The sequence below is a fragment of the Bacillus sp. GBSW19 genome, from assembly GCF_002998655.1.
Classification (GTDB): domain Bacteria; phylum Bacillota; class Bacilli; order Bacillales; family Bacillaceae; genus Bacillus.
The window spans coordinates 171,000-197,124 of the sequence record NZ_PVRF01000001.1 but is presented as its reverse complement, the minus strand read 5'-3'; the positions used below and the strand labels follow the sequence as shown (position 1 = coordinate 197,124).

The following is a 26,125-nucleotide window of genomic DNA, read 5'->3' as shown; positions in this document are numbered from 1 at the left end:
ATGCTTCTTATGGTACGATACATATAAATGAATTCAGCTAAGAAGGAGTTGCGTGTCATGACAAACGTTGTTCAACGAGCATTAACAATTGATGACATACCAGATCTCATCGCATTGTCTAAAGAGGTAGAATGGCCTGATTACAATGCGGAAGAACTCACATCTCTTTTAACAAATGGATATTTCACAGGTTTTTCAACAACGGACGGACAAGTCATCTCATGTGCGGGACTTTTCCAATATGATCAATTGGCGTCAATTGGGGCAGTCATTGTATCTGAGACACATCGCGGATTAGGTCTTGCACGGAAAATGATTGACACCCTGATAGGTCAAAGTGATCAAAGCATTCCTGTCGTTTTAACTGCTACTGTCCAAGGGCGGCCTGTTTACGAAAAAATCGGGTTTCACACGGCTGGTTACATTCATACTTACAAAGCGCAAAAACCGAACCCAGAGGCGCTTCGTGTGTCAGATGACATTCACCTGTCTCCTGCCGATGAAACGCACCTTCCGTCCATTGAAGCACTTGATGAAAAAGGCGCAGGTACAAATCGAACAAGCTTTTTAAAAAACCGGATGAACCGGGCAGCACGGCGTATCATTGCAAAGAATGAACATCACGAAACAACTGGCTTTGCATTTGGCGTTCAAACACCTGCCAATTTAATGATTGGACCGCTTGCAGCAATTGATGAACTTACAGCTCTTTCGCTCATCCATTCGCTCATCTCGTCTTATTCGGGTGCGATTCGTTTAGATATGCAGGAGGAAACAGCTGAGCGCCTGCACGCAACACTTGTTGAAGCAGGTTTTACGAAAACAAACAAAGCGCATTTTATGATGATTCGCGGAAAAGAAAAGCAGAACGATCCCGCACTTCTTTATTTCCTTGCCTCTCAAGCATTTTCGTAAAAAATAAAAGCTGTAGACAGTTGATGTCTACAGCTTTTCTATTACTTCTCACAGGCGGACGAAAGAACATGAGCGAGTGCATTTTTGACCTTCCCATGCTCTGACGCATGCGGGCGGTCATCTCCATCTCCGTACCCATAATCAATCATTCGATTACGATTTAAGCACAGCTTTGTCAGCTTCGGCTGGAATAGATCAAATAGTTCAAAACGGTCCTTCAGCTGCGGGAATTGTTTTTGATAATGCTGAATTTCTTCTGCAAGCAAGCGCCAAAGAGTCGTTTCATCTAACAATTGATGATTGTCTAACACATTTGATACGTAACGCAGGTTACAAATAAACAGTCCTGTAAAGATAAACTGCACTAACCCTTCCGGCGGCTCACTCCGCAGCACTTCTTTTAAATCTTCTTCTAATGAAGCCAATTCAGGCAGCGGCTGATCACTAATATTCACATCATCAACGAAATCTTTGATCGCCAAACGATGCGGCTGATGATCTTTTAACACAAGAATCGTATTTTGTCCGTGCGGTGAAAAGACGGTGCCGTATTGATACATAAAGTGCAGCAGCGGCGGCATCACCACATGGAAAAATTTCGCCATCCATTCCTTTGCTGAGAGACCAGATTTTTCAATCAGCTGTTTCACATATGGCTCACCTTCATGATCCTCATAAGTGAGTGCTGCAAGTGTAACAGGGCTCTCTCCTTCATCTAAATACGTATAAATGCTTTCTCTAAAAATCACACCGAGCATCTCAAGATATTGATACGGCGCACCAGGCAGTTTGCTGTAGTAAGGATGATCGACATTGATACTTGCGTTCTCACCAGGTAAAATCACGCGGCAGACATCCGATAAAAATGAGTCTTGATCCGCAATCCCTTTAATATGCGCTGTAATACGAGGGGCAATGACTGTCCGTTCTGACGGAAGTCCCCGGTACACGAGTGTATTTAAAATACTCATTGGCAGTTTAATATGATGCTTGCCTTTATTTGAGATGTTTGTAAAGGTTCTGATGGACTGCTGCGGGATATATTGATCCAGTCCCTCTCCTACATACACAATCCGGCGCAAGGCCAAATCTTCCGGGAAATGCTGAATAATCATATGCGTCCACTGCCACTTATGAACAGGCATCAAATAATAATCAGCTGCATTCAATCCTTCATCCTTTAACACGCGGTGAAATTGACGGATCGTGACTTCATCTAATTCTTTGGCGATCACCTGCTCATAATTTTCATGATCGACCGCATGGAATGTCGCAAGGTCCCGGTGAACAGCAATCCAAGACAGCTGCACACTTTCTTGCCTTTCAGGTGCATAGGCTAGGTAGTCATCGTAACTGAACCCAATTCGTCCTTTGTTATACACAATCCAAGGATGGCCTGTCATCTCTCCTTCAATCCAAGCGTAATCTGTATCTGTCAGTTCATCCGCACGAAGTGCTTTTTTCGACAGCAAATGTACATCTGCTAACAGGGTATGATGAAGCTCTTTGATAAGATGGCCTGTTGTATCAGAAGACATTGGAATGAGCGGCTGAATGTCTAGTAAAAACACAATCGCACTGACATCCTTTGACCATTTTCCGTGTTGACAGCACTCGATTGATTCAGCGATTGTATCAAAACTATCAAACAAACGAGGTTTTGCGAGATAGCGATATTTCTTATGTTCATGAATGATTAATTCATACTGAGCGATGCCATCCTTACGATCTAGCTGCACGGGATGAAGCATGTCCTCATACATGTATTCAGACAGCATTTTTGCCACCATTCGCTGATTTGCCTTTTTCCAAGCAGCAGGATTCACCGCTTTTTTCAATTCATCTTGTACACTCATCGCTTCATCCTCCTTAACCTTTGATTTCTTCAAATGTGTTGACGTTCTTGTGTGTACCAAATGTCTGGAAGACGTGCTTTTGATAAAGTGGATACACGGTTTGACGAGCAAGTTCATTGATAATTACACTGTTTCGGTAAGCACCAAGCCCTAAATCCGGAGCGCCAACCCCATGTGTATGAAGCTCAGCATTTTGCACAAAAATATCATTTTCACCCATTGTATTTGTTTTTAAACGATATTCACGTTCGACCTGGAATCGTCCTTGATCGTCCCATTGAATATGATGAGAAATTGGGTTGATAAACGGCGGCAGTACCGATTGATAGCCAGTCGCCAGCACAACAATATCGGTCTCATGGGTAAAGGTGTCCTCTTTGACCCATTGCATGCATGAAAGGGACAAGCCGTCCGCTGTTTCCTCAATCAAGTTGACCTCTGTCATTGCTTGAAGCACTGTGTTCAACTGCTCTCCGCAGGCAGAACGTTCATAAAGCAAATGGTAAATATCACGGATCATTGCAGAGCTGATGCCTTTATACAGCAAGTCTTGCTGCTTTAACAAAGCATCCTTTTTTGTTTGGGGAAGCTCATAAAAGAAATCAATATAATCTGGAGAGAAATATTCAAGACCAAGGTTTGAATATTCCATTGGGAAAAATCCTTTAGAGCGTGTGAACCAGTGAATATCCTTTGCCTCATCATCTGATAAAATATCATAAAACACTTCTGCCGCACTTTGGCCAGAGCCGATAACTGTCACAGATTTCCCTTTAAAACAGCCTTCTTTCTTTCGTTTTAAATAGTCAGCAGAGTGAAAAACTTTCTCTCCTAAAGCTGGCTGGAGCGATGCTGGTATCGCCGGCTGTGTACCAATTCCTAAGACGAGATGCTTACTTTCAAATACCTCTACGGTTTGATCATTCACATGACGGACATGCACTTCATATCGCTTTTCTCCTGCTTTCTCAATCAATGAGACAGATTCGACGTTCATGCCAAATCGGCAAGAGTCTAACTGATCTGCGACCCAGCGGCAATAATGACTATATTCCTTGCGCGGGATATGAAAATCCTCTAGAAAGTAAAATGAATACAAACGGTTTTGCTCCTGCAAATAGTTAAGAAAGCTATATTTGTTTTTCACATCTGCCATGCTGACAAGGTCCGCTAAAAAGGGGACTTGCAGTGTCGTCCCTTCAATGAGCATACCTGGGTGCCAATGAAAGGCTTCACTTCTTTCAAAAAACAAAGCGTCGATTTCATTTACCTCTTCAGATAATGCGGCCAGTCCCAGGTTAAACGGACCAATGCCGATTCCAATTACATCCACTACATTATTTTGCTTGTTGAACCGCGTCATGGTTATACTTCCTTTCGAATCGTTCTCGATCACAAAACATCAAAAGACCTGTTTTATCGGGTAAATTGACTGGTTTTACACGTTCAAATCCGCATTTTTCAAATACATGGATCATTTTTTCATTGCGAATATCCGGCTCAGCGACGATTTTTTCTGTTCGTTTGTTCTGCTCAAATTGAAAGGCTGTCATTGCCTGAAGCAGCGGGGCCGCAAATCCTTTTCCCACATAATCCGGCTCCCCTATTAATAGATGGATTCCTTGATCATGCGGAGAAGGCTGATAGTAGGATTCAATGACGTCACCTTTGACGTTGTATGCCTCAAAATAACTCATTGGCGTCCCATCAATTGTTCCTAAATAAAGAGTTTGATGCGGATCATGAATCGCCTGATAAAAATGCTTTTCAAAAGCAGGAAACGGAATATTCAAATGCCAAAATGGGTGAACATACTCTTCTTGCATCCACTTGTGGACAAGCCGGACATCCCTTTCATATTCAGCGCGAATAAACCTAATACGATGCCTCATCCAATCAGCGCCTCCTTATGTAAAAAGAGCGGATTCAAGACAGCTGTGTAACGAGACTGTGTTTCCAGAGATCCTGTCAGCTCATCCATATCTTCAAACCGTGTCAGCAAATTCGCTTTTGAAGGCAGTTCCTTTGAGCGGAGAAGGCTGTTTGTCAGTTCAGATGCCCCGTATGTTTCCTCATGAGCGAGCAATGTGTCTCTCACGAGTGCCAGCAAGTCTTCTTCCTTTGCCAGTCCTTCTGTGCCAAAGCCGTTAATGAGACCAAATAAATGATTAAAGAAGAAATAATAACGCAGTCTCTCAACAGCTACATCATCTGCACAAATGGTTTCACTTCTCACGCTCAAGTTTTGGACAAGGTTTGCGAGTTTATCCTTTTTCGATTCACTATAATAGTAGCCTTGGTTGTCACGATAATAGAAGGTGTCCGGGTAACCAGCCTTCATTTGCACAACAGCATTTTGCTGATGGGCTTCCAGTGCAAGACCATATGTTTCAAACAGCCAAAGCATCGGTTCTAACGAAATGGTTAAATATTGCTTAAACCAATCTTGACTCACAGCATCTGTTGATCGGCCTTCTGCGTCTGCAAGGTCATGAATGATCCCTGCTAATCGCGATTTTCCACCATACGCATGATCCTGACATAATCCAGCAATTAAGCTTGCCCCTTTTTCACGATGCAAAAATGGGTTTTGACGAATGACTACTTCAAAGCCAGATTCCGCCTCTTCTCCTTGAATGGATAAATAGGCAGGATCTTCAATGACCCGGAATCCAGAGAATTTATCGTATAAAGAAATGCCTAATTCTGTTTTTAAAATGCGAGACATCTCAACTCCGCGATCCAGTTCCTTTTGTTTATTGACACGTAAGGAGTTTGTAATTTTCACAGGAACAGAGAATTTGAGCATGTAAGCAGAATCTTTTTGATAGACAGTTCTAAAGGATGAAGTCGCTGTGTATTCAGACCCCAGCGGTCCTAAATAAGTCAGTTTCCCTTCCTCTATATAACGCTGGACGAACGCTTTCTCCATGACCACTTTGACTTGCAGCGGGTGAATCGGAATGAGCACATATTCTCCGTTTTCTGTTAACGTATTCAGTCTCTCTGTTTCTTCTGGTACCTGGCGCAAGAGCTCTTCTAACATGAGGCTTGCCGCAGACTGTGCAATAGACGAATCCTGAAGCACAATCGAATGGTGCGCTTTAAAGTAATGAAGCTGGAAAGCCCCTTTCAGCTCAGGAGAATAGACCGCTTCTTCCTCCTCCGTCATCCCTTGTCTGCTTTTTGGAGTGGGATGCGTTAAATGTCCAAGAAGAAGTGACTGCTCAGCCTCGATATACTCAAAATCGGCTTCAGAAAGAGCTGCTCGATCACTTTCTCGCTCCTTTAAGAATCGTTCAATATTTCGGCAGCTTAAAATGATGCGAAGCATGAATTCATCCTCTGCATCTGTGCGGCCATATTCAATGAGAAGCTCCTTTGAACATAGAGCAACAAGTGTCGTGTAATCGGCGATTGCGCCCTCTTGTTCACTGCCTTGCGGACGGAAGCGAATCGGAAAATCAAAGAGATGGCGGCCAACAGATGAAACATATCGGATCGGAATCACAAGCTCTAGATCTTGCTTTGCTAGTTTTGCGATGAATACAAGCGAGCCATCTGCTCTCGTCTCTTTTTTTGCAGATCGATCGATTCCTGTTTCGCGTAAAAAACAGTTTAAAAAGCTTTGCATAGTTGCATTTTCAGCCATTTGTTTATATTGACTCAACGTAGTACCCTCCCGGATTGAATATGAGCGATCCCGATATCAACGATGTCAGAAAGGATTTCCTCAATATGTGTGATTGTCGTTCTCGGATTTAACAAAGTGAATTTTAAGCATGTTCGGCCATCAACCACTGTTTTCGCAATGACAGCAGTTCCCGTTTTGAACAATGTCCGATGAATGATTTTATTGATGTCATCTGTTCGGTGCTCATCCTTAAATCGGAACACAATCGCATTGATTTCTGGCTCAGGATTGATTACTTCAAGGTGATCATTTCTCTCAATAAGCGCGGCCACATCCTTCGTAAAATGAATGGTATGGTCAATGATGTCACCAAATCCTTCTTCTCCAATTAGACGAAGAGAGAGAAGTAACTTCAGAGCATCAAACCGGCGCGTCGTTTGGATAGATTTATTGACGAGATGTAGAATACCATCTAGTTCATCTTCCTTTGGATTAAGATAATCTGCATGATAATCGATCAAACCAAAATGTCTTTTATCCTTCAGCAAAAATGCCCCGCAAGAAATCGGCTGATAAAATTGCTTATGAAAGTCGATCGTGATTGAATCAGCAAGCTCCATACCGGCTAATTTACTTCGGTAGGTTTCGCTTAATACAAGTGCTCCGCCGTAGGCAGCATCTGCGTGAATCCACAGACCGTCTGGTTTGACGATGTCATACACATCTCGAACCGGGTCAATACTTCCAAAATCAGTTGTCCCGCAAGTCGCTACTACCGCAAAAGGAAGCAGGTTCTGATCCTTTAATTCGACCATCTTCTTTTTCAAATCATTGAGGTCCATTCGGTGATGCTCATCCGTCTCGACCAGTACAACAGCCTGCTCCCCTAAACCGAGCTGGGATGCAGATTTTTTCACCGTAAAATGAGCATTTTTAGAGCAAAGAATTCTCATGCGGTGAGCTTCACTTGGTAAGCCTTTCTGCTGAACATTCCACTGCCATGTGTTTTCACAAAAGGCATCTCTCGCCAGAAGCAGCCCCATATAGTTAGATTGGGTTCCACCGCTTGTAAATGTCCCATCTGCTAAGCCGCCATAAGAAAACTTTGCACATAGCCACTTGAGGATTTCCTCCTCAACCAAAGAAGCAATACCGCTTTGATCAAAGGAATCCATTGATTGGTTAAAGGAACTCACCATCACCTCTGCGGCAAGTGCAGGAATGAGCGGCGGACAATGCAGATGTGCCAAGCATTTAGGATGCGATACATCAATCAAATGCGGCAAAAGATGTTCTTTTATATCTTGAAAGACAGATTCAATTGATTCTCCAGACGGTTGAAATCGGAATAACGATTCGACACTAGCCGCTAATTTCCCAGGCAATATTCCGCTGTATGGTCCTGTGTCTTTTTGCCATTGCTCCAGTAAGCTGTCGATAGATGTATGAAGAGCCGCTTGGAAGGACTCTCTTCCAAGCTGGCTTTGATTCATAAATAATGAATCTACAGAAGCTTTAGTTGATTGCATTGTACACGGCCTCTTTAAAAATAGCGATGACTTTTTCAAGCTGTTCTTCTGTCATAATGAGTGGCGGCAGGAATCGAATCACACTTCCGAAACGGCCTCCTGTCTCCACAATTAAGCCTTTATCGAAGCAATTCTTTTGAATAAGACTGGCCAGCTCTGGATTCGCTGGATAGCTTCCGTCCACATCCTGTTTCTCATTTGGATTGACTACTTCAACGCCAATCATTAAACCTCTTCCTCGAACATCACCGAGAGCAGGTACTTGTTTTTGGATGTCTTTTAGGTGAGCCTGCATACGATCTCCTAACCGTTCTACATGATCAAGCAGATTGGTTTCTTTGATAAATTTAAGCGTAGCGGTTCCAGCAGCCATCGCCATTTGATTCCCTCTAAATGTCCCGATGTGTGCACCTGGATTCCATTGATCTAAATCTTGATCATAAATCACAACTGAAAGCGGCAGGCTACCACCAATGGCTTTTGACAGCACAATAACGTCAGGTACAATTCCTGCATGTTCAAAGGCGAACATCTTACCTGTTCGGCCGATGCCTGATTGAACCTCATCAATAATGAGCGGAATCCCTTTTTCTTTTGTGATTCTTCTCATTTCTTTCATCCATTCAATCGATGCTGGAATGGAGCCTCCCTCGCCCTGCACTGCTTCAAAGATCATACCTGCTGGCGGAAGAATACCACTTTCAGGATCATTTAATACACGCTCAATATACGAACTTGAAATGCGGTGCGAATCCTTCCCACCAATTCCAAATGGGCAGCGATATTCATATGGGTAAGGCATAAAATGAACATCAGGTATTAACCCTTGCACTCTTTCTTTTGGAGATAAATTCCCACTTAATGACATCGTGGCATGTGTCGCACCGTGATACGCACCATGGAATGATAGAATGCTTCGATTCCCTGTCGCTGTTTTGACTAATTTAATTGCTGCTTCTATGGCATCACCACCAGTTGGTCCACAAAATTGAATTTTGGCTCTCTTTGCAAACTCTTCTGGCAAGTGAGAAAAAATTTCATTCACAAACTCTTCTTTAATTTCTGAGGTTATGTCCAACGTATGCAACGGTCTTTTTTCATGAAGCATACGTTCAATAGCTTCTATCACAACTGGATGATTGTGACCAAGTGCAAGTGTTCCTGCGCCTGCCAGGCAGTCATAAAACTCTCTGCCATCCGCATCTGTCACGATCATACCCTCGGCTTTTTGCATGGCTAATGGGAACCGTCTCGGGTAAGACCTTGCATTCGATTCTCTTTGACTTTGCTGCTCTAAAAATTGCTGATTTTTAGAAACGGTTTTGATGGACATAATAAAACACTCCTCCAATTGATAAAGATTATCATTTTCATTTACTAGCCTAGAGGATGTGAGATATGAAAGTCAATTGTATTCAAAAAGATGATTCGAAAAGCATATGAATGCTATATTCTCTTTTTAGCGAGTAATTTCGTGTCATTTTGACAAACCTCTACTGCTATAAGGTAAATAAACGCGTGAGACGGAATGATGTAGAAAAAAATTACAAATCATTCTTCCTGGTTCTTTTGTTCTATTCATGACAAAGCACTTATTTTATACAGGTAAGTGGATGAAAGTGATGTAGAAAAAGAAAGAAAGAAACGTCATTCTATATTGATATAAATGGTTATAATGGTATAATTTCTCTGAAACAAAAGGGATTGGAGAGGGATCTGATGATTGTAACAAAGCATGATCTTCACCACTATTTAGCTCAGGACAAGAAAGCATTAGCCATTAAGCGCAAAAGACCTAAGTGGTTTGGGGATGATATATGGAAATATCAAAGGATTTTACGAAAATATGAATACTATTCTAATAGCGGCGCTACACTTCGCAAATGGTTTTATCGCTATTTACATAAAAAGAAAGGCATGCAGCTTGGCTTTGATATTCCGATTGGTGTCTTCGGCCCTGGCCTTAGAATCAATCATACGGGTCTCTTAATTGTGAACAAGCATGCAAAAATTGGGGCATTTTGTGATATTCATCAAGGGGTGAATATTGGTCAGAACCATCATGAAAAGGATGTGCCAACCATTGGGGATCATGTATGGATTGGCCCTGGTGCTAAGCTGTTTGGGGACATCTATATTGCAAATCATATTTCAATCGGAGCAAATGCTGTTGTAAACCGTTCTTTTCACGAGGAGAAGATTGTTATTGCAGGTGTGCCTGCGAAAAAGGTAAAAGAAAAAAGCCCTTCTTCATGAAGGACTCACCTGATAAAAAAGAATGATACCGATCAAAACAGAGATGAGCAGCATGAGATAAAACAAGATCGTTAAAATGAGAATGGTCCAGCCAAGTCCCTTCCTCTCTGTCTTGATCAAATAAATACCGAGAACGATGGTACTAAATAGGACACCTAAAATGGCCCACAGCCATTTGTCTTTATCATGCTTTGGCGCATCAAACCATAAATAAATGGCAACAGCAAGTGAAACGAATAACCCCGTAATTCTCACGTTCAAACTCCTCCTTATGTAAATTACATGTTCTCTATTATGCTTTTTAGCCCCCCTTCTTCTTCAGTTTATTCAAACATTCGATCCTTTTGTCCTAAAACGATTCATCATTGTTAAGTAGCATGTCGCGGGAGGCTTTTCCATTCCTCTCTCAGCATCCCATAGCGCATCGAATCATAATATTCTCCTTGATAGTAACGGACCTTTCGCAGTCTCCCCTCAAGGACAAATCCGCATTTCTCTGCGCACCGCATCATCCGTTCATTTCCCGACCATGTGGTAAGACCAATTCGAGGGATATCAATGTGTGTAAATAACTCATCAGTCCATAGACTTAACGCCTTTGTCCCAACGCCACCGCTCCAAAAGCGCGAGTCATAAATGAGAATGCCGCATTCAAGCCACCGTGTACGTTCATTCTCCCAATAATATGACACGGTGCCTTTGATTTCGCCGTCTATTTCAATGCCATATAGCTTTGGCGGAATGGATGTGTCCTGTAAGTATCGTTTTTTAAATGCAGCAAGCGGGATTTCGTGTTCATAAAAATATGGGGCATTCCACTTTCGATAGGACTGATCTGGTGCTTTGAATTTTAAATGCCATACCATCTCTAAATCGGCTTCGTTTAATGCTTGTATGCTCACATGCTCTTCCTTTTCCCTTTTCATCTGTTCACGTTCCTTTACTTTGTCGTTCTTTTTGCTAGATGACGGTACTCGATAGGCGTCATGCCTTCGTTTTGCCGAAACAGTTTAGAAAAATAAGTAGGGTCGTCAATGCCTACGTGATCAGCAATAGCTGCGATTTTATCATTCGTTGAGGCAAGCATGCTTTTGGCTTTTTCGACCTTGAGACGATTGATGTATTGGTTTGGCGTCAGTCCATATACCGTCTGCATGCACCTTGTCATGTAATCAGGATGATAATGCAGCTTCTCTGCAAGCTCTTCCATTTGTAGTTTCTTCATAAAGTGACGCTCAAGATAATGAACCACTTCTGAGGCGACATTCTCCTTTGCACTTGGAATATGAAATGCTTCTTTTTGTAAATGAATGAGCATTTCCTCAAACTGAAGCTGCTTTTTCAGCGGCAGTTCAGACGCGTCATCATTTAGTGCACGCATTGCTGAAAGATGTTTTTCGAACACATTTCTTCCTTTCACTTTTCCTATACGAGGCAGGCTAAATTCATATGTTGCCGGCTTTTCAAAGGTGGCTTGATTTTGTTTCATATCAAACCAGTGTTCTCTCAGCCGATTCGTCAACTCAAATGGATCAATTGAAAAATGCAGCCACTCATAGTGAGTTTCTTCTTCGCATGGCAGGTGTCCCCCATGAGACAAGCCAGGTGAGAGAATGATATATCCTCCTTCTTTTACGTGATGAGCCTCTCTGTCTTCTGTGATCCATAGTTCCCCCTTTGTGACATAAAGAAGATCAAACACAGTGAAGGTTCTAGAGATATGTCTTTCTCCTTGATGAAATACACCTTTGCCTGAAGCAATATAAACCGGGAACGGCGGTACAGTAAATGTAATAAATCGATTCATATTCATCCCCTTATGAAGTCGGATTTCTCCAATAAGTTTCGGTTTCATCTCTTCTTATTATAGTCGATGCAAGGTACACTATAAATCGGATTTATACGAAAGGAGGTTGATTGATGAAACCTCAATCACTGCCAATTCAAAAGGTTCAAGCTAGGGGTAAGAAAACCCACCCTTCATTATTTGCATTAACTTGGCCTATTTTTATTGAAATCTCTTTATATATGCTCATGGGAAGCGCGGATACCTTCATGCTCAGCCAATATTCCGATAATAGTGTTGCCGCAGTTGGTGTAAGCAACCAGCTCCTGAATTTATTGATTGTCATGTTCAGTTTCATTACAACTGGAACGACGATTGTGATTGCCCAGCTTTTAGGAGCTAGCCGCAGACAGGAAGCGACTCAAGTCGCCTATGTCTCACTAGGAACCAACTTCTTGATTAGCTTTGTCATTAGTCTTCTCATGTTTGTATTAGCTGTTCCCATTTTACACCTGATGGGCCTATCAAGTGAGCTCATGCCAGATGCGGCGGTATTTTTACAAATTGTCGGACTGCTTTCTTTTATTCAAGCGCTCATTATGACGTATAGTGCTATTTTAAAAAGCTACGGATATACAAGAGATACGATGTATGTCACCATCGGAATGAACTTGCTAAACGTTGCTGGTAACTATCTGGTCATTTTCGGTCCGTTTGGCTTCCCCGTATTAGGTGTGATGGGGGTCGCTTTTTCTACCTCACTTGCTCGGTTGATCGGATTAATGGCAATGATCCTCATTGTACGCCGCCGAATTGGATTACGCTTTTCACTGAAGAAGATGTTTCACATCCAGCGGACACATTTAAAAAAGCTTCTGAAAATCGGGATTCCTTCTGCTGGAGAGCAGCTTTCTTATAACGGCTCTCAAATGATCATTACACTGTTTATTACGTTTATGGGGACGCAGGCATTAGCAGCAAAGGTCTATACTCAAAATTTAATGATGTTCATTATGCTATTTGGTGCAGCCATTAGCCAAGGGACACAAATTTTAATCGGGCGCCATATTGGGGCGAAGGAATTCGATGCTGCCTATCACAGATGCATGAAAAGCTTATACTGGGCCATTGGCATCTCCCTTCTTTCTTCCACTGCTTTATCTTTATCATCGACGCATTTGCTTGCTTTCTTCACTAGCAACAGCGAGATCATTCAAATCGCCGCCACACTCCTCCTATTGACAATTATTTTGGAGCCGGGCCGTTCTTTTAATATGGTCATTATTAATTCCTTGCGGGCTGCTGGTGACGCGAAGTTTCCAGTGTATATGGCGATGATTTCAATGTGGGGCATCGGGCTTCCGATCGCTTACTTTTTAGGCATTCAGCTTGAGATGGGTCTCATTGGAGTTTGGATTTCTTTTATCGTGGATGAATGGGTAAGAGGCATCTTTATGTATAGGCGGTGGCGTTCAAGGGTATGGACAGAGTATCGCTTTTCTTCCACATAAAAAGGACTGCGGGTGCAGTCCTTTTTTACGTAATATCTTCTAAAATAAGTGCTTTTTCCTGATTTGAAATAAATAATCGCTGTGTAAACACGCGGTATTCATTTTCTCTTGTTTTATCTAAAATGGCTTTATAAAAGTGAGCAGCTGCTTTCACTGATATACGTGAATAAAGCGGGAATTCATGAAGATGGTCAAAAAACTCCTCGTAGTATGCCTCTGCCTCAAAAGCAATGTACTCCCATACGTGCTGAAATGCTTGATTGACAATGCCTTCTTGCAATTCTTGCTCTGTATATCCGAATTGATCCATGACTTGCTTTGGCAAATAAATGCGGTCTCTTTCAGCCTTATCCTCGCCGATGTCACGAAGGATATTGGTCAGCTGCATGCCAATCCCTAATGAAATCGCTGCTTCTTTCAGCTGTTCTTTTTTACGCGGTGCAATAATGGGAAGCAACATAAGCCCAACGGTACTAGCCACATGGTAGGAATAGATGAGCAGTTCATCTAACGTTTCATACCGATGCTGCTCTAAATCCATCTCTTGACCTTGGAGCAAGTCACGGAACGGGGCTTCATCCATACGAAACTCTTGAAATGTATGTTCTAGCGCCACCCACATCGGATCATTCCGATCTACCTCACCATGTAAAAATCGATCAAACGTCTCTCGAAAGGATGCAAGCTCCTCTTTTGGCGAGGGGGACTCATCTACAATATCATCTGCTCTCCGGCAAAAGGAATACACAGCCCAGACGGCCTGTCTTTTCTTTTTAGGCAGCATGGAAAAGGCACGGTAAAACGTTTTAGAATGGGTTTGAATCGTCTCCTCACATAATTTCAATGCTGTTTGTACATCAACCACTTAGCTTCACTTCCTTTCTGTCATTCAAATCTTTTAACAGCACAGAAGCCATCAGCTTCGCACTTTGCATCACGATCGGCACTCCGCCCCCAGGATGGATGGAAGCACCTACTGCATAAAGATTGCCCGTCTCAGCTACCTTCACTTGCGGGCGGAACACACCTGATTGAAACAAGTTAGGCGCAAGTCCAAAGCTGCCGCCTTCAAACAATCCTTCTCGCAAGGAATCATTTGGTGTTCTGATTTTTTCCCAGACAATCGACTCTCGCAATCTTGGAAAGCCTCTTTTCTCAAGACGATCCACCATTTTCTCTACAAAATCTGTCTCCTCTTCCCAGTTGATATGATCTCCTGAGGGAACGGGAATCAGCATATATAAAACACTACAGCCTGCCGGGGCAAGAGATGGATCAATGATCGATGGATTAAACGTATAAAACGACGGATCTTGAGGGATCGTCTTCGTTTGAAAAACCTCTTTCATATGCTGATCAAAGTGTTCTCCCATAAAAAATTGGTGAACAGGCGCATCATGGTACATCTTGTTTAACCCTAGATACACCATCACACAGCCAGAAGACGGCACGTATTTACGCCGATCTTGTTCGTCTAAACCAAGCTGTTTTAACGCAGCTGGATAATCTCCGTTGATCACAAATGCATCAGCTGCTATACGGTCGTCACTGACTTTTGCTCTAACCACGCGTTTCCCCTCAAACTCTAGCTCCGTGACTTCTTCATTTTTTCTTACATGCACACCCATTTTTATGAGCTGCCTCTCCAGTATATCTACTAAGCTCGCATAGCCGCCTTTTAAATAGTAGATTCCATGTGCGTGCTCACTATATGAAACGAGCGAATAAATAGCAGATGCTTCATACGGGTTCCCTCCGACATAGAGGGTTTGCAGTGCGTATGCATCTCGCAGGCGTTCGTCTGAGAAATACTTTTTCAGAGCACTTTGAACCGTTCGATACGCCTTTAATTTCATTAAAATCTTCATGTTTGCTTTTGTAAAAAATGTACGTTTTTCATGAAATGATTTCTCTAGAAAGGCTTGCTGCCCTTCTTGAAAACGGTCTGTCATTTCTTCCATAAACCTTAGAAATCCTTGATCTTCCTTTGGAAATACACGTCTGATTTCCTCTAGCTGACGAAATGCATCAGAGTACTTCGTGTAGGAGGTTCCATCTTGATATTGAATCGTATACAGCGGATCAAGCTGCAAAAGATCAAGAGATGCTTCGTCCATTCCAACCTCATGTAAAATACCTTTTAACATATCAGGAAGTAGGACAATGGTCGGACCTTCATCTACTTTATATCCTTTCTCACGTACAAAAGCAAGTCTTCCGCCAAGTCGCTCATTTTTTTCGACAAGCGTGACATCATGTCCAGCTTTTTTTAAATAAAGTGCTGAGATCATCCCGCCAATCCCGCCACCTGCAATCAATATATGTTTTTTCATGAGGCACTCCCCTTTTCTTGGTGCGGCAATGTTTTGTGCGTATGTTTCTCTTTTGAAAGAATCGCATTTGTCGTGATACGTGCTGATTCTAAAATGGTCGGCAGCCCGCTTCCTGGGTGCGTCCCTCCTCCTACGAGCCAGCAATGGTCCAATTCATCAAATTCATTGTGCGGCCTTAGGACCATCATCTGCGTCAGCTGGTGGCCAAGGTTAAATGTAGCTCCTTCGTATACGTAAAGGTCTTCCTCCCATTGCTTCGGTGTGATCATCCGTTCGACTTCTATATGCTGTCTCACATTCTTAAAACCGGTTTTTCGCTCAAGTGTGTCCAGCACAAGTTCTCTAAATTCATCTTGATGCGCTTCCCAGTCAATACCGCTTTGATTGTTGGCAACAGGTGCCAGCACATAAAGAGCTGACTTTCCTTTTGGCGCAAGCGAGTCATCTGTGACACTTGCATTTTGAATATAAATAGAAGGATCATCTGGCAGCTCATACGTTTTCGTTATGCCTTTGACAAATTGAGCATAATCATCGGAAAATACGATGGTATGATGCGGCTCCTCATACATGGTATCTAATCCTAAATAAAGCATAAAGGTGGAGCATGAGAATTTTTTCTTTTTTAATTTTTTCTCGCTATATTTCTTTAAAAGTCCTGGCTCTACAAGCTTTGTCATCACATGTGCAAAGTCTCCATTTACGACAACCTCATCTGCCTGTATTTCTTCCCCAGATTCTAAGCGAATGCCTTTTACTTTCCTGCCTTCCGTCAGCAATTTTTCGACGCCAGCTGACAGATGAATCGTCGCTCCAGCTTCAACCGCTGCTTTTGCCATCGCTTCTGACAGCTGATTGACCCCGCCCTTCGGATGGAAAACTCCTGTGTCATGTTCCATAAACGATAGAATGGAGAAAGCACCAGGGCACTCCCACGGTGACATGCCTAAATACTTTGATTGAAATGTAAACGCATATTTCACTGATTCATTTGAGAAATAATCTGACAGCACATCATATAAACTCTTATTCAATGAAAGCTGCGGAAGTGCTTTGAGCACCTTTGGACGCAAATAGTGATGAAAACGATCCATTTTACTTTGTAAAATAGGTGTAAGCTGATCCATTTTGCGCTTTGTATCGTTCATAAATCGTAAATACCCTTCGCCCTCACCAGGTGCAAAGGCTTCTAACCGTCTATACATTTCATCACGATCTCGAATCATATCTAGCTGATCGTCTTGAAAAATCAATCTATACATTTCTTTTAATTCGATCACATCAATATAGTCATAAAGATTTTTACCAGCAAAGGTGAACAGCTCCTCTGCAATATGAATCATGCTGAGAAAGGTAGGACCCGTATCAAACGTGAAATCACCGAGTTGAAACTTAGAGTTACGTCCGCCAACAAAGGGCTGTTTTTCGTATACCTGAACATCATGTCCTTTGCTTTGAAGCATCATAGCTGCCGCAAGTCCCCCTGGTCCTGCTCCGATCACAATGATTTTCATTATCCTTTTTCCTCCAAATTAATTCACTTTAAGTTAATTATACAAATTAGAAAGATTAGATCAACTTTTGATGTGCTCTATTCGTCTCATGCTATGTATTAAAAAAGCCGACTTCCCTTCAACAAATGTAAGAAAGCCGACCCTTTATTACGCTTCTATATCAATTCGATACGTTTCAAACCAATGATGAATCTGCGCCAGATGAGCGATTAACTGCGGGCCCTTCATGAGCTGGCCATACCAAGGCACTTGAAAGGAGGCTCCTTCCGTTTCAATCAGCTGGTTTAATTGATGTGGATCTAGAAATTCGTGAAGGACAGAATCTTTTTGCGCAAGGCAATCTGTTAACATCTCTTTCACAGCCTGGGTATAGGCTGGATGATGTGTTTTCGGATAAGGACTCTTCTTGCGATAAAGCACTTCATTCGGTAAAATTCCCTCTAACGCTTTTCGTAAAACCCCTTTTTCACGATTTCCATGCATTTTCATTTCCCAAGGAATATTCCATACATATTCGACAAGGCGATGATCTGCAAATGGCACACGTACCTCAAGACTTGCCCCCATACTCATTCGGTCTTTTCGATCAAGCAGCGTTGTCATAAACCAGACCATATTTAAGTAAAAAAGTTCTCTCCGGGCTTTATCCACTCCAGTTTCTCCATCTAAAAGAGGCGTTTCAGCCACGGTTTCTTCATATTTGCTTTGTGCATATTCTCTTAGTGACAGCTTCTTTTGCCACGAATCTTGTAAGAGCTGCGTTCTGGCTTCCGTCGATCTCATCCAAGGAAAACCATTCGTTTCATTTGCCGCATGGAACCAAGGATAACCTCCAAAAATTTCATCCGCACATTCACCTGACAAACCGACAACAAAGTCCTTTTTAATTTCTCGACAGAACCAAAGCAAAGAAGAATCAATATCTGCCATACCCGGTAAGTCTCGGACCTCAACCGCTTCCTTCAAATAAGCAGCCAGCTCCTTTTGTCCAATGACGCAGCTGTGATGATTCGTTTGAAACGCCTTGGTCATGCGGTCAATCCATGGACCGTCAGCATTCGGCTGGAATTGACTTGCTTCAAAGAATTGATCATTTCCTTCGTAGTCAACCGAATACGTATGAAGCGGTGCTTTCCCTATTTTCTCAAAGTGCTTAGCGGCAATGGCGGTAATGGCACTCGAATCGACGCCACCCGATAAAAATGTACAAACAGGCACATCAGAAACGAGCTGTCTTGTGACGGCATCTGTAAAGAGATGCTTGACGTGCTGTGCGGTGTCATCAAGTGAGTCCGTATGCACCTTGCTTTTGACATTCCAGTATCTCCACACACGCAGTCCGTCTTTTGAAAAAGTCAAAGCATGAGCAGGTCTCAGCTCTTTTACCCCTTTAAACACTCCTTGCCCTGGTGTTCTAGACGGTCCTAAACCAAAGATCTCCGATAATCCTTCATGATCGACTTTTGCTTTCATATCAGGGTGAGCAAGTAGCGCTTTGATTTCCGAACCAAATAAAAAGGAATGATGACGTTCTGTATAGAAAAATGGCTTGACGCCGAGCCGGTCTCTCCCTGCAAATAATAATTCACGCTCACTATCCCAGATCACAAATGCAAAAATACCATTAAAATGGGTCACACACTCTTCCTTCCATTCTGTGTAGGCGTGAAGAAGAACCTCTGTATCAGAATGCCCAAGAAAGCGGTGGCCCCTTTTTAACAATTCTTTTCTTATATCTTCTGTGTTATAGAGCTCTCCATTGTATACAACGGTATAAGCATGGTTTTGATGTGTATATGTCATCGGCTGTTTTCCGCCTTCTACATCTACAACCGCTAACCTTTTATGCCCAAATAGAACGTGCTCACTTTTCCACGTATTTGTATCGTCTGGCCCTCTTTTAGATAATGTATCTGTCATTTGATTGATTACATGATCCTGTTGGATGAGCTGCTTTTTAAAGTCTGCCCAGCCTGTTATTCCACACATCATCATCAGCTCCCATCCGTTTTTCCTCAAGTGTTCTCATTCAGCCTTTCTTAGTTTATGCATCGTCTCCTTGATAGTTGATTTGTCCTTTTTTTCTCGGGCGTATAGGACAAGCATGATTTGGTAAGAAAAGAAAGAGGAAAGGAGCTTTTGCAAATGGAAAAACGAATGAAGCAGCTTGAACGCTGCAGTCGAAGATGGTGCAGCGGGTATTTACTGATTGAAAACGGGTATTGTCTGATTGAAGATGAAGAAGGAGACATCATACTGCCAGAAAGTCTTCAAAGCACGATGATCTGTTTGAAGGAAAATGGCAGGTGGACAAAAGGGGAACTGCTCGGGTCCATGATACTTCATGAAAGTGGGCAGCTAGTAGAAGTACAAGGCGGTGAAGTGATTCAATATACGGCATCACTTGCCAAAGGATGGCTTGACCTCCTGATGTTCGTTCCTGAAAACGTTTTTTATGAAATCATTGCACAGGTAGAGCAGCTTGGTTTTTCCGTCTACGATTGTGTTTTCTCCTCCTTTCATTCTTTTCAACGAGTTTCTTTCTTTCAGTTTTCGACAGATTCACAATCACTTGCCCTTCAATGTCACCATGACTCCGCCGCAGGTCAAATTCGTTTTGAATGGACCACTTCTGACGGTCACCGGTCGGTTTCACAGTTTGATGGCATATAAAAAGGACACTGCTTCGTATAAGCAATGCCCTTTTTATGTTAAAAGATATGGAAACCGATCGGCAGACGTAAACCGAGAAGAATGGTCACAATGGCGAATACGATAAAACCAATCAATACACCAGTCACCGATTTTCCTTTTTTCTTGCGTACAAGAACCATTTCCATGAAGCCGATCACAAGGATACCGAGAATCATTTTACCGATATACTCGCCACCGAAACCTGGAATTTTCATTCCTGTGCGAACATACAGCTCTACGCCTGTTGCGATAATGATCAAGTACAATAGTCTGACAATCATGTGCACAATTTTAGCACCTTTGTCATTTTTACCTGCTAGAGCAAAGGCAACGAAGAATAAAATAATCCCTAGCACCCATGCTGTAATATGTAAATGCGTTCCCATCTGTTATTTCCCCCTTTATCAGAACAATTACCTTCTCATCGTACCACGAAATAAGTCGAACACAAAGCGACAATCCTGTGTCATCGCACTCTTTATTTGACGCGATTCGATAGCGTTCCAATCGGCTCAATCGTGATGTCAATTCGATCCCCTGAAGCTAAGAACTTAGGCGGTTCAAAGCCTTTGCCAACCCCAGAAGGTGTTCCCGTTGCAATGATGTCACCAGCTTCTAGTGTCATCCCTTTTGAAAGAGTAGAAACAATATTCTCGATGGAGAAAATCATTAATTCTGTACTGGCAGACTGGCGAACCTCTCCGTTTACCTTTGTTTCCACATGGAGCGCACCATGATCCTCGACCACTGACTTATGCACAATATAAGGTCCTATCGGGCAGGTTGTATCTAAGCTTTTACCTATGAAAAATTGTTTGTGTTTTTTCTGCAAATCTCTTGCCGTTACGTCATTTAAAATGGTGTAACCGAATAGATAATCACGGACCTCTTCAGGTGCAATATTCTTCCCTGATTTGCCCATCACGATCGCAAGCTCCCCTTCATAGTCCAGCTCACTGGTCACATCTTCATGAAGGAGAATATCCGCTTCATGTCCAACGACTGAAGTAGGTGCCTTTGTAAAGATCATCACATCTTTAGGAATATCCGCTGCACTTCCCATCTCCATGACATGATCTTGATAATTCTTTCCAACACACATGATGTTTTTAGCTGGCTTTGGAATCGGCGCATGGAGTTTCACTTCCGAAAGCGGATATACATAAGAACCGCGGTCTTCTTCTTTTTTCTCAGCCCAGTCAAGGAGCTGTTTGACATGCTCAACAAACTTGTCCCCCATATTAATACATTCAGCTAAAGAGTTTGGCAGTGTCTCAAGCTCAAATAATTTGGCTTCTGCCTTTTTGACGTCCATGACCCATTCATCATCAATCACTACCCCAATAAACATTCTGCTATGTATCTCACCTGTAAAAAACTTCATGTCTTCCCCTCACAATCTTCATTTCGCTAAGTGATGATGTCTCATTTTATTTCTCTATGAAATAAAAAAAACCCTTTTTTATCATACTCTCTTTTAAAAAGGGTTTCAAAAAAGATGATCTGATGTTTAGCGGTAGCGGCGATACTCCCACATGTTCCCTTGGTCCCATTTGCGATCAACATTTCCTCTGCTGTGGGAATGATGCTTTTTCTTTCCACATCTTTTGCAAGAGCGGCTGCGTTTATGGTGATGAGAACGTTTAGATCGATGGCAGCTTCTATGGTGATGAGATCGTTTAGATCGATGGCTGCGATGTGACTTGCGGCAGCTTTTCTTATGATGGGATCTGTGTTTGCTGCGGCATGATTTTTTCGGTTCACTCTTTTTACTTCTGCAAGATTTCTTGCTTTTGCACGATTTTTTGCTTTTGCATGGTTTCTCACTTTTCACGCTTTTCTTTGAACAGCGACTTTTTTTCGAACGATAGCTCTTGCAGCTTTTTTTACTGCGGTGTGATTTACGGCATCCGCCTCCACCAAAGAACCAATGACGGCGTTTTGAATGGCGAGAACGTGCTGACTTGTGCGATCGTTTCGATTCTGGTTCACGATCTAAGTGATGATCACGTCCTTCACTTCGAAGTGAATCCACTGCATGTTCAATATGTGAATGATCAAATGTGCTCACGAACGATTCCCCTCCCAGTCTATACTTTGACAAAACAAACAGATCAAGCTGTTTATCTTCTCTGCTTTATGTTACGAGACTTGGTAGACAAGTGTTCTTGGCGGATGCCCCTTTCTTTTAAAACTCCATGAATACCTAACAAACGGGTACAGGACATTCCTTCATTTTCATATCGTAAAGAAGAGCATAGGAGGATGATTAACGCATGACCACAGAACCTTTAAAGCAAATGGATATTTGGATTCATCCAAAGGACCTGATTGAATTAAGAAAAGACATATGGAACGACGAACCTGTTGAAGCCATTTTGAAAACCGGCCAGATCAAATCACATATTTATGCTTCATACCGCGGGTCTCACATTAGAAAGCTGAAAAAAAAGTCCTATCAAATTGAATATCGTAAGCCAAAGCAAAGACAAGGCGAATCTATCTTTCATTTAAATGCAGAGTACAATGACCCTTCGTTTATCCGAAACAGGCTGTCCTTTTATTTCTTCGAGCAGATAGGGGTGCTAAGCCCGGCTGCGTCTCATGTGTTTCTCACTATAAACGGAAGAAAAGAAGGCATTTATTTAAAAATAGAATCTGTTGATGAGCACTTTTTTCAGAAAAGGCAGCTTTCAGGAGGCGGCATTTATTATGCAGTCGATGACGATGCCAACTTCTCCCTTTTGAGTTCGTTTGATAAAAAGCCCAAAAAACACCTCCTCCTCGGGTACGAGAAAAAAACGGGGACTTCTCAACACGATCAGCAGCTGAGTGAATTTATTTACTTTCTCAACACAGCGAAAGATGACATATTTGCAGAAAAAATTGAGCAATACCTAGATGTAACACAGTATTTCCGCTGGCTCATTGGTGTCGTGTGCACACAAAACTTTGACGGCTTTGTCCATAACTACGCTCTTTATGTGAATGAACAAGGAAAATTTCAAGTACTTCCTTGGGATTATGATGCGACATGGGGCCGTGACATTCATGGAGAAGAAATGGCATTTGATTATATTCCAGTAAACGGCTTTAATACTTTAACTGCTAGGTTACTAGATATCCCTTCATTTAAGAGAGCCTATTACACGCTTTTTCAGCATGTACTCAATACTCATTTTTTAGAAGACCGGCTTTGTCCAATCATCGAAAAATGGCATGCTTCTATCGAGAACCGAATTGGAGATGATCCTTATACGAGAGACCGCAAAGACATCCTACAATCAGAACGAGAGGTCATCCGGCAGTATATCAACAAAAGACGACGTTATTTACAGGCTGAAATAAGAAAAGAGATATATGGCACGTAAGGACGCTTTCGAATTTTGTCACTTTATTACTCATATTGACGAAACAGCTTTTTTTATAGAAAAATAGGGTATACTAACCATATCCTTCTATTATATAAAAAATGTGAGAGTTGGCGTCCGTTATGATCAATTATGAAATTGAACAAAAAAGATTACATTTAATTGAGACAGCAAAAAAATTCGGGATGAATGCCGAAGAAACCATCAGGTGCAGTCAAGAGCTTGATACACTCTTAAATAAAGGCATCAAATACACCTCGAATGAATGCTCTAAAAAAGGGTAAACCATACACCTAATTCCTCTCATCAAAAGCTTTCAAAAAGACAATCACACATTAAAAGACCCATCATAAGCTATGGTGAAACGCCCAAAAACAAAGTGCCTTATTTTTATAAAGGATGTGCACCGCTATGCCGGCTATTGTTGGAGCCTTTAAAGTAAATGCCGTCGGAACGAGCGGAGTCGTTCATGTTGGAGACTGTATCACCATTTCTCCAAATAGTCAGGTTAAAACGTTTGCTGGCGCAGGCAGTTTTAACACTGGTGATCAATTGCGCATTAGCAACTATAAAAGTGTGACAAATACGTACGACAGTGATGTCATTGATCAACCGCTTGTTGGTAACTTGTAAGGAGTGAGAATCCGTTGAACTTCTATATTAATCAAGCGATACAAATTAATTATTTGCGTGTAGAGTCTGTCAGTAACTCCTCTGTGCTGCAAATTGGGAGCGCTGGTTCAATTAAAGCTCTTTCTAATCTGTATAACACGGGCAGCTACGTAGAAGCAGCACCTGCCGCAGCAGGTACACAAGGAATTGAAGAATCCCAAGGCGCAATCACAACACCTTTTGTACCGCTTCAGTCACCAACAACTTAAGTTCATCTGCTATCCCCGGAGGTGTATGTCAATGTATGATTATCAAAGCAACGCTTCACAGGTGCATGGCATCATTCAAAAGCAAACACAACAAATTATGATGCTTGAAAAAAGGCTTAACGAACTTCAGCAGGAAATGCAAATGATCAAAGATAAACCGACAACGACGATTGAACGGATTGATTATCAATTTGATCAACTGAAAATCGAGCGGCTTGAAGGCACACTGAACATCGGCCTCAATCCATCTGATCCAAACAGTGTTCAAAACTTTGAAGTGGGCCAAACAACAACCCCGGGTATTGGAATGATGCAGCAAGAAATGGCTGATCAATTTTTCAATCAAACACGCCAGCTTGTCGACGCATTCTTAAATGAAGAAGCGCCAGAACTTCTTGAAGAGCTAGAGCAGCGATATGAAGGGTCTCTTGATGAGAGCAACAAACACCACATCATTGAGGACATTCGCAAGCAAATTGACAGCAGAATCAAATACTATGCAGGACAGCTCCCGCACCGGGAAGATATGACCCCGCTGCAGCGTTCAGAGCAAATTGCTGAATATGTGAAGCATGATGTCAAACGAGCGATTGAGCATTTCTTAGCCCATATTCCAAATGAAACGAAAGGAGAGGAAAACGGATGAATTTCACAGTCGTCAACCGCAACATCGAGACCGGATGCATTAAAGTAGTTGGGGTTTCGTCCTCTTCCCTATTTATCATCGGGGACACAGATCATGTACAATTATCCTCCATTTTTGATACACCGCCAGAATCTCTTATCATTGGCCCGTTTGTTCCTCTGGCACCTCGATAATGATAAAGCGCACATCTCAAGTGAGTTTCACGAAGGTGAATTCTGTGGGGATTTCAAGTGTTGTTCAAATCGGTGATACGCAGGAGCTATGCCCGAAGGTTAAGGTGTTAGCTGTTCAACGAACCATTAGTTTGTTTTATGGCAATGAAGCAGAAAACTTAAATGCGAAAGAATTTGAAGTGTATTATGAGCCTATTCCATTGATGCTGCCGGAACGATCCGTCAGAACAGCATTTTACCATGAAAAGCCTGTGATTAAAGTGTCTTCAATACATGTAGAAGGGGTGTCTTCCTCCTCTGTGTTTCAAATTGGCTCTACGTGTGGAGTGAATGGCGTTGCAAGAGTGAAGCATATTCGAGAGTTATTTAGCAACGACGAAAGTCCGCCAAACTCACAAATGGACCTACCTACGCATATGATGGTGATATGACTTCGAATAAAGGATGTCGATTATGCCAGCAATTGTCGGACCCATTTACATTAACTCTATTTCTGGAGGCGTCGTAAACGTCGGTGACTCATTCTACCTGTCGCCTAAAAGTTCGTCAAAATCTGCTTTAGGCTCTGGAGCGGGAAATACCGGAGATTTCTTGATATTAAATAATGGCATCAGCGCCACCAACTATGTGGATCCTGACTTAAATGATCAGAATATGGTAGGCAATGCATAAAGCAGCTCCTCTACAGTCATTTCATTTAGAGGAGCGCTTTTTATGCTTATTTTTTTCTGCGTTGTCTCGATTTTTTTGTTTTAACCAGCTTGCTTGCCGGCTGTTTTCGAATCCATTTGATGTACGAAGCAAGCTTTTCATCCTGCCTTAGTGCATCAAGTGTGTTCAAGCGTGCGGCAAGCTCCTGGTTTGTAAAGAGTGCATGCACTTGTTTATGGCAGGGGATACACAGGAAGGCAGTCGCTAAAAAAGCCCCACCTTCTTCTCTTGGTGTTAAGTGGTGTTCTGTGAGCAGGACATTTTGTCTTCCGCACAGCTCACATAATCCAATGGTTTGCTTTGCCACCCTGTCAT

The 26,125-nt window shown here is 42.3% G+C and carries 29 protein-coding genes and 1 pseudogene; 12 read left to right on the top strand and 18 right to left on the bottom strand.

Translation table 11 applies throughout. The annotated features are described in order from the left end of the window. Positions 1–57: 57 nt before the first annotated feature. A complete protein-coding gene (locus C6344_RS01060; protein ID WP_106072660.1) occupies positions 58–915 on the top strand; it encodes a GNAT family N-acetyltransferase in 858 nt (285 codons plus the stop codon). Positions 916–956: 41 nt separating this feature from the next. On the opposite strand, the gene C6344_RS01055 is transcribed toward C6344_RS01060, so the two are convergent. The 6 genes from C6344_RS01055 to C6344_RS01030 are packed head-to-tail and all read right to left on the bottom strand — an operon-like array spanning position 957 to position 9,267. After that, positions 957–2,771 carry an IucA/IucC family protein gene (locus C6344_RS01055; RefSeq protein ID WP_106072659.1) on the bottom strand — a complete coding sequence of 605 codons (1,815 nt, stop codon included), beginning with the start codon at positions 2,769–2,771 and terminating at the stop codon, positions 957–959. A gap of 13 nt (positions 2,772–2,784) precedes the next feature. After that, a complete protein-coding gene (locus C6344_RS01050) occupies positions 2,785–4,134 on the bottom strand; it encodes a lysine N(6)-hydroxylase/L-ornithine N(5)-oxygenase family protein (RefSeq protein ID WP_060595974.1) in 1,350 nt (449 codons plus the stop codon). Next, on the bottom strand, positions 4,109–4,663 hold the full coding sequence (locus tag C6344_RS01045) for a GNAT family N-acetyltransferase (protein ID WP_060595973.1): 555 nt from the start codon (positions 4,661–4,663) through the stop codon (positions 4,109–4,111). Before C6344_RS01045 ends, C6344_RS01050 begins: the two co-directional genes overlap by 26 nt. Further along, the gene (locus C6344_RS01040) at positions 4,660–6,441 is read right to left on the bottom strand and encodes an IucA/IucC family protein (protein ID WP_106031487.1); all 1,782 of its coding nucleotides are present in this window, start codon (positions 6,439–6,441) and stop codon (positions 4,660–4,662) included. Before C6344_RS01040 ends, C6344_RS01045 begins: the two co-directional genes overlap by 4 nt. Further along, entirely contained in the window at positions 6,438–7,934 is a 1,497-nt protein-coding gene (locus tag C6344_RS01035; RefSeq protein ID WP_106072658.1) for a pyridoxal phosphate-dependent decarboxylase family protein, read from the bottom strand. Before C6344_RS01035 ends, C6344_RS01040 begins: the two co-directional genes overlap by 4 nt. Further along, on the bottom strand, positions 7,921–9,267 hold the full coding sequence (locus C6344_RS01030) for an aspartate aminotransferase family protein (protein WP_106072657.1): 1,347 nt from the start codon (positions 9,265–9,267) through the stop codon (positions 7,921–7,923). The genes C6344_RS01035 and C6344_RS01030 overlap by 14 nt, the downstream gene beginning before the upstream one ends. Positions 9,268–9,653: 386 nt before the next feature. On the opposite strand from C6344_RS01030, the gene C6344_RS01025 reads away from it, so the two are divergent. Beyond that, the gene (locus C6344_RS01025) at positions 9,654–10,190 is read left to right on the top strand and encodes a serine O-acetyltransferase (RefSeq protein WP_106072656.1); all 537 of its coding nucleotides are present in this window, start codon (positions 9,654–9,656) and stop codon (positions 10,188–10,190) included. On the opposite strand, the gene C6344_RS01020 is transcribed toward C6344_RS01025, so the two are convergent. From C6344_RS01020 to C6344_RS01010, 3 genes are all read right to left on the bottom strand, one after another. Then, positions 10,185–10,445: a hypothetical protein gene (locus C6344_RS01020; protein ID WP_081311424.1), complete on the bottom strand. Its 261-nt coding sequence runs from the start codon at positions 10,443–10,445 to the stop codon at positions 10,185–10,187. The genes C6344_RS01025 and C6344_RS01020 overlap by 6 nt on opposite strands. A gap of 113 nt (positions 10,446–10,558) precedes the next feature. After that, on the bottom strand, positions 10,559–11,116 hold the full coding sequence (locus tag C6344_RS01015) for a GNAT family N-acetyltransferase (RefSeq protein WP_106031485.1): 558 nt from the start codon (positions 11,114–11,116) through the stop codon (positions 10,559–10,561). Positions 11,117–11,130: 14 nt separating this feature from the next. Beyond that, the gene (locus C6344_RS01010) at positions 11,131–11,997 is read right to left on the bottom strand and encodes an AraC family transcriptional regulator (protein ID WP_106072655.1); all 867 of its coding nucleotides are present in this window, start codon (positions 11,995–11,997) and stop codon (positions 11,131–11,133) included. Between the two features lie 113 nt (positions 11,998–12,110). Between C6344_RS01010 and C6344_RS01005 the strand changes: the two genes are divergently transcribed. Continuing rightward, positions 12,111–13,487, top strand: coding sequence for an MATE family efflux transporter (locus C6344_RS01005; protein ID WP_106072654.1), 1,377 nt, complete (start codon positions 12,111–12,113; stop codon positions 13,485–13,487). Positions 13,488–13,512: 25 nt separating this feature from the next. Here the strand turns inward: C6344_RS01005 and C6344_RS01000 are convergent, their stop codons facing one another. From C6344_RS01000 to asnB, 4 genes are all read right to left on the bottom strand, one after another. Then, complete coding sequence (locus tag C6344_RS01000) at positions 13,513–14,352, bottom strand: phytoene/squalene synthase family protein (protein WP_034663422.1); 840 nt, start codon at positions 14,350–14,352, stop codon at positions 13,513–13,515. Further along, on the bottom strand, positions 14,345–15,820 hold the full coding sequence (locus C6344_RS00995; protein WP_106036682.1) for a phytoene desaturase family protein: 1,476 nt from the start codon (positions 15,818–15,820) through the stop codon (positions 14,345–14,347). The genes C6344_RS01000 and C6344_RS00995 overlap by 8 nt, the downstream gene beginning before the upstream one ends. Beyond that, positions 15,817–17,334, bottom strand: coding sequence for a phytoene desaturase family protein (locus C6344_RS00990; RefSeq protein WP_066031060.1), 1,518 nt, complete (start codon positions 17,332–17,334; stop codon positions 15,817–15,819). Before C6344_RS00990 ends, C6344_RS00995 begins: the two co-directional genes overlap by 4 nt. A gap of 147 nt (positions 17,335–17,481) precedes the next feature. Then, complete coding sequence (gene asnB / locus C6344_RS00985; protein ID WP_106072653.1) at positions 17,482–19,323, bottom strand: asparagine synthase (glutamine-hydrolyzing); 1,842 nt, start codon at positions 19,321–19,323, stop codon at positions 17,482–17,484. Between the two features lie 156 nt (positions 19,324–19,479). Between asnB and C6344_RS00980 the strand changes: the two genes are divergently transcribed. Beyond that, a complete protein-coding gene (locus C6344_RS00980) occupies positions 19,480–20,007 on the top strand; it encodes a DUF2777 family protein (RefSeq protein WP_106072652.1) in 528 nt (175 codons plus the stop codon). A gap of 38 nt (positions 20,008–20,045) precedes the next feature. On the opposite strand, the gene C6344_RS00975 is transcribed toward C6344_RS00980, so the two are convergent. The 4 genes and pseudogenes from C6344_RS00975 to C6344_RS19280 all read right to left on the bottom strand — a co-directional run. After that, on the bottom strand, positions 20,046–20,414 hold the full coding sequence (locus C6344_RS00975) for a YisL family protein (RefSeq protein ID WP_034663442.1): 369 nt from the start codon (positions 20,412–20,414) through the stop codon (positions 20,046–20,048). Between the two features lie 92 nt (positions 20,415–20,506). Beyond that, positions 20,507–21,412, bottom strand: a complete 906-nt coding sequence (locus C6344_RS00970) for a fumarylacetoacetate hydrolase family protein (protein ID WP_060595961.1) — start codon at positions 21,410–21,412, stop codon at positions 20,507–20,509. A 41-nt stretch (positions 21,413–21,453) separates the two neighbouring features. Then, positions 21,454–21,792: a hypothetical protein gene (locus tag C6344_RS19285; protein WP_181185448.1), complete on the bottom strand. Its 339-nt coding sequence runs from the start codon at positions 21,790–21,792 to the stop codon at positions 21,454–21,456. Between the two features lie 232 nt (positions 21,793–22,024). Then, a pseudogene (locus C6344_RS19280) lies at positions 22,025–22,099 on the bottom strand (CotG/ExsB N-terminal domain-containing protein); the annotation flags it as partial. Positions 22,100–22,304: 205 nt separating this feature from the next. Here C6344_RS19280 and C6344_RS00960 point away from each other — a divergent pair. From C6344_RS00960 to C6344_RS00925, 8 genes are all read left to right on the top strand, one after another. Beyond that, positions 22,305–23,399 (top strand): CotH kinase family protein, encoded by a 1,095-nt coding sequence (locus C6344_RS00960; RefSeq protein WP_106072650.1) that lies wholly within the window; start codon positions 22,305–22,307, stop codon positions 23,397–23,399. A gap of 122 nt (positions 23,400–23,521) precedes the next feature. Beyond that, a complete protein-coding gene (locus C6344_RS00955) occupies positions 23,522–23,683 on the top strand; it encodes an aspartyl-phosphate phosphatase Spo0E family protein (protein ID WP_012009503.1) in 162 nt (53 codons plus the stop codon). A 127-nt stretch (positions 23,684–23,810) separates the two neighbouring features. Further along, positions 23,811–24,032 (top strand): spore germination protein, encoded by a 222-nt coding sequence (locus tag C6344_RS00950; RefSeq protein ID WP_003211745.1) that lies wholly within the window; start codon positions 23,811–23,813, stop codon positions 24,030–24,032. 14 nt (positions 24,033–24,046) lie between these two features. Further along, the gene (locus C6344_RS00945; RefSeq protein ID WP_060595958.1) at positions 24,047–24,280 is read left to right on the top strand and encodes a spore germination protein GerPB; all 234 of its coding nucleotides are present in this window, start codon (positions 24,047–24,049) and stop codon (positions 24,278–24,280) included. 31 nt (positions 24,281–24,311) lie between these two features. Then, positions 24,312–24,926, top strand: coding sequence for a spore germination protein GerPC (locus C6344_RS00940; protein ID WP_066031066.1), 615 nt, complete (start codon positions 24,312–24,314; stop codon positions 24,924–24,926). Continuing rightward, positions 24,923–25,099, top strand: a complete 177-nt coding sequence (locus C6344_RS00935) for a hypothetical protein (RefSeq protein ID WP_060595956.1) — start codon at positions 24,923–24,925, stop codon at positions 25,097–25,099. Before C6344_RS00940 ends, C6344_RS00935 begins: the two co-directional genes overlap by 4 nt. Further along, positions 25,099–25,530, top strand: coding sequence for a spore germination protein GerPE (locus tag C6344_RS00930; RefSeq protein ID WP_060595955.1), 432 nt, complete (start codon positions 25,099–25,101; stop codon positions 25,528–25,530). The genes C6344_RS00935 and C6344_RS00930 overlap by 1 nt, the downstream gene beginning before the upstream one ends. A gap of 22 nt (positions 25,531–25,552) precedes the next feature. After that, the gene (locus C6344_RS00925; RefSeq protein WP_003211468.1) at positions 25,553–25,771 is read left to right on the top strand and encodes a spore germination protein; all 219 of its coding nucleotides are present in this window, start codon (positions 25,553–25,555) and stop codon (positions 25,769–25,771) included. A 46-nt stretch (positions 25,772–25,817) separates the two neighbouring features. Here the strand turns inward: C6344_RS00925 and C6344_RS00920 are convergent, their stop codons facing one another. Next, positions 25,818–26,117: a hypothetical protein gene (locus tag C6344_RS00920; protein ID WP_060595954.1), complete on the bottom strand. Its 300-nt coding sequence runs from the start codon at positions 26,115–26,117 to the stop codon at positions 25,818–25,820. Between the last annotated feature and the right edge of the window lie 8 nt (positions 26,118–26,125).

What these genes read in the sequence shown, in the direction of transcription:
- C6344_RS01050 (WP_060595974.1), bottom strand. Translation starts at nt 4,134, where the DNA reads ATGACGCGGTTCAACAAGCAAAATAATGTAGTGGATGTAATTGGAATC.
- C6344_RS00970 (WP_060595961.1), bottom strand. Translation starts at nt 21,412, where the DNA reads ATGAAGTTTTTTACAGGTGAGATACATAGCAGAATGTTTATTGGGGTA.
- C6344_RS01045 (WP_060595973.1), bottom strand. Translation starts at nt 4,663, where the DNA reads ATGAGGCATCGTATTAGGTTTATTCGCGCTGAATATGAAAGGGATGTC.
- C6344_RS00925 (WP_003211468.1), top strand. Translation starts at nt 25,553, where the DNA reads ATGCCAGCAATTGTCGGACCCATTTACATTAACTCTATTTCTGGAGGC.
- C6344_RS01010 (WP_106072655.1), bottom strand. Translation starts at nt 11,997, where the DNA reads ATGAATCGATTTATTACATTTACTGTACCGCCGTTCCCGGTTTATATT.
- C6344_RS01055 (WP_106072659.1), bottom strand. Translation starts at nt 2,771, where the DNA reads ATGAGTGTACAAGATGAATTGAAAAAAGCGGTGAATCCTGCTGCTTGG.
- C6344_RS00955 (WP_012009503.1), top strand. Translation starts at nt 23,522, where the DNA reads ATGATCAATTATGAAATTGAACAAAAAAGATTACATTTAATTGAGACA.
- C6344_RS00980 (WP_106072652.1), top strand. Translation starts at nt 19,480, where the DNA reads ATGGAAAAACGAATGAAGCAGCTTGAACGCTGCAGTCGAAGATGGTGC.
- C6344_RS01005 (WP_106072654.1), top strand. Translation starts at nt 12,111, where the DNA reads ATGAAACCTCAATCACTGCCAATTCAAAAGGTTCAAGCTAGGGGTAAG.
- C6344_RS01030 (WP_106072657.1), bottom strand. Translation starts at nt 9,267, where the DNA reads ATGTCCATCAAAACCGTTTCTAAAAATCAGCAATTTTTAGAGCAGCAA.
- asnB (WP_106072653.1), bottom strand. Translation starts at nt 19,323, where the DNA reads ATGTGTGGAATAACAGGCTGGGCAGACTTTAAAAAGCAGCTCATCCAA.
- C6344_RS00990 (WP_066031060.1), bottom strand. Translation starts at nt 17,334, where the DNA reads ATGAAAATCATTGTGATCGGAGCAGGACCAGGGGGACTTGCGGCAGCT.
- C6344_RS00935 (WP_060595956.1), top strand. Translation starts at nt 24,923, where the DNA reads ATGAATTTCACAGTCGTCAACCGCAACATCGAGACCGGATGCATTAAA.
- C6344_RS00930 (WP_060595955.1), top strand. Translation starts at nt 25,099, where the DNA reads ATGATAAAGCGCACATCTCAAGTGAGTTTCACGAAGGTGAATTCTGTG.
- C6344_RS01025 (WP_106072656.1), top strand. Translation starts at nt 9,654, where the DNA reads ATGATTGTAACAAAGCATGATCTTCACCACTATTTAGCTCAGGACAAG.
- C6344_RS01035 (WP_106072658.1), bottom strand. Translation starts at nt 7,934, where the DNA reads ATGCAATCAACTAAAGCTTCTGTAGATTCATTATTTATGAATCAAAGC.
- C6344_RS00995 (WP_106036682.1), bottom strand. Translation starts at nt 15,820, where the DNA reads ATGAAAAAACATATATTGATTGCAGGTGGCGGGATTGGCGGGATGATC.
- C6344_RS00960 (WP_106072650.1), top strand. Translation starts at nt 22,305, where the DNA reads ATGACCACAGAACCTTTAAAGCAAATGGATATTTGGATTCATCCAAAG.
- C6344_RS01060 (WP_106072660.1), top strand. Translation starts at nt 58, where the DNA reads ATGACAAACGTTGTTCAACGAGCATTAACAATTGATGACATACCAGAT.
- C6344_RS00940 (WP_066031066.1), top strand. Translation starts at nt 24,312, where the DNA reads ATGTATGATTATCAAAGCAACGCTTCACAGGTGCATGGCATCATTCAA.
- C6344_RS00975 (WP_034663442.1), bottom strand. Translation starts at nt 20,414, where the DNA reads ATGGGAACGCATTTACATATTACAGCATGGGTGCTAGGGATTATTTTA.
- C6344_RS01015 (WP_106031485.1), bottom strand. Translation starts at nt 11,116, where the DNA reads ATGAAAAGGGAAAAGGAAGAGCATGTGAGCATACAAGCATTAAACGAA.
- C6344_RS00950 (WP_003211745.1), top strand. Translation starts at nt 23,811, where the DNA reads ATGCCGGCTATTGTTGGAGCCTTTAAAGTAAATGCCGTCGGAACGAGC.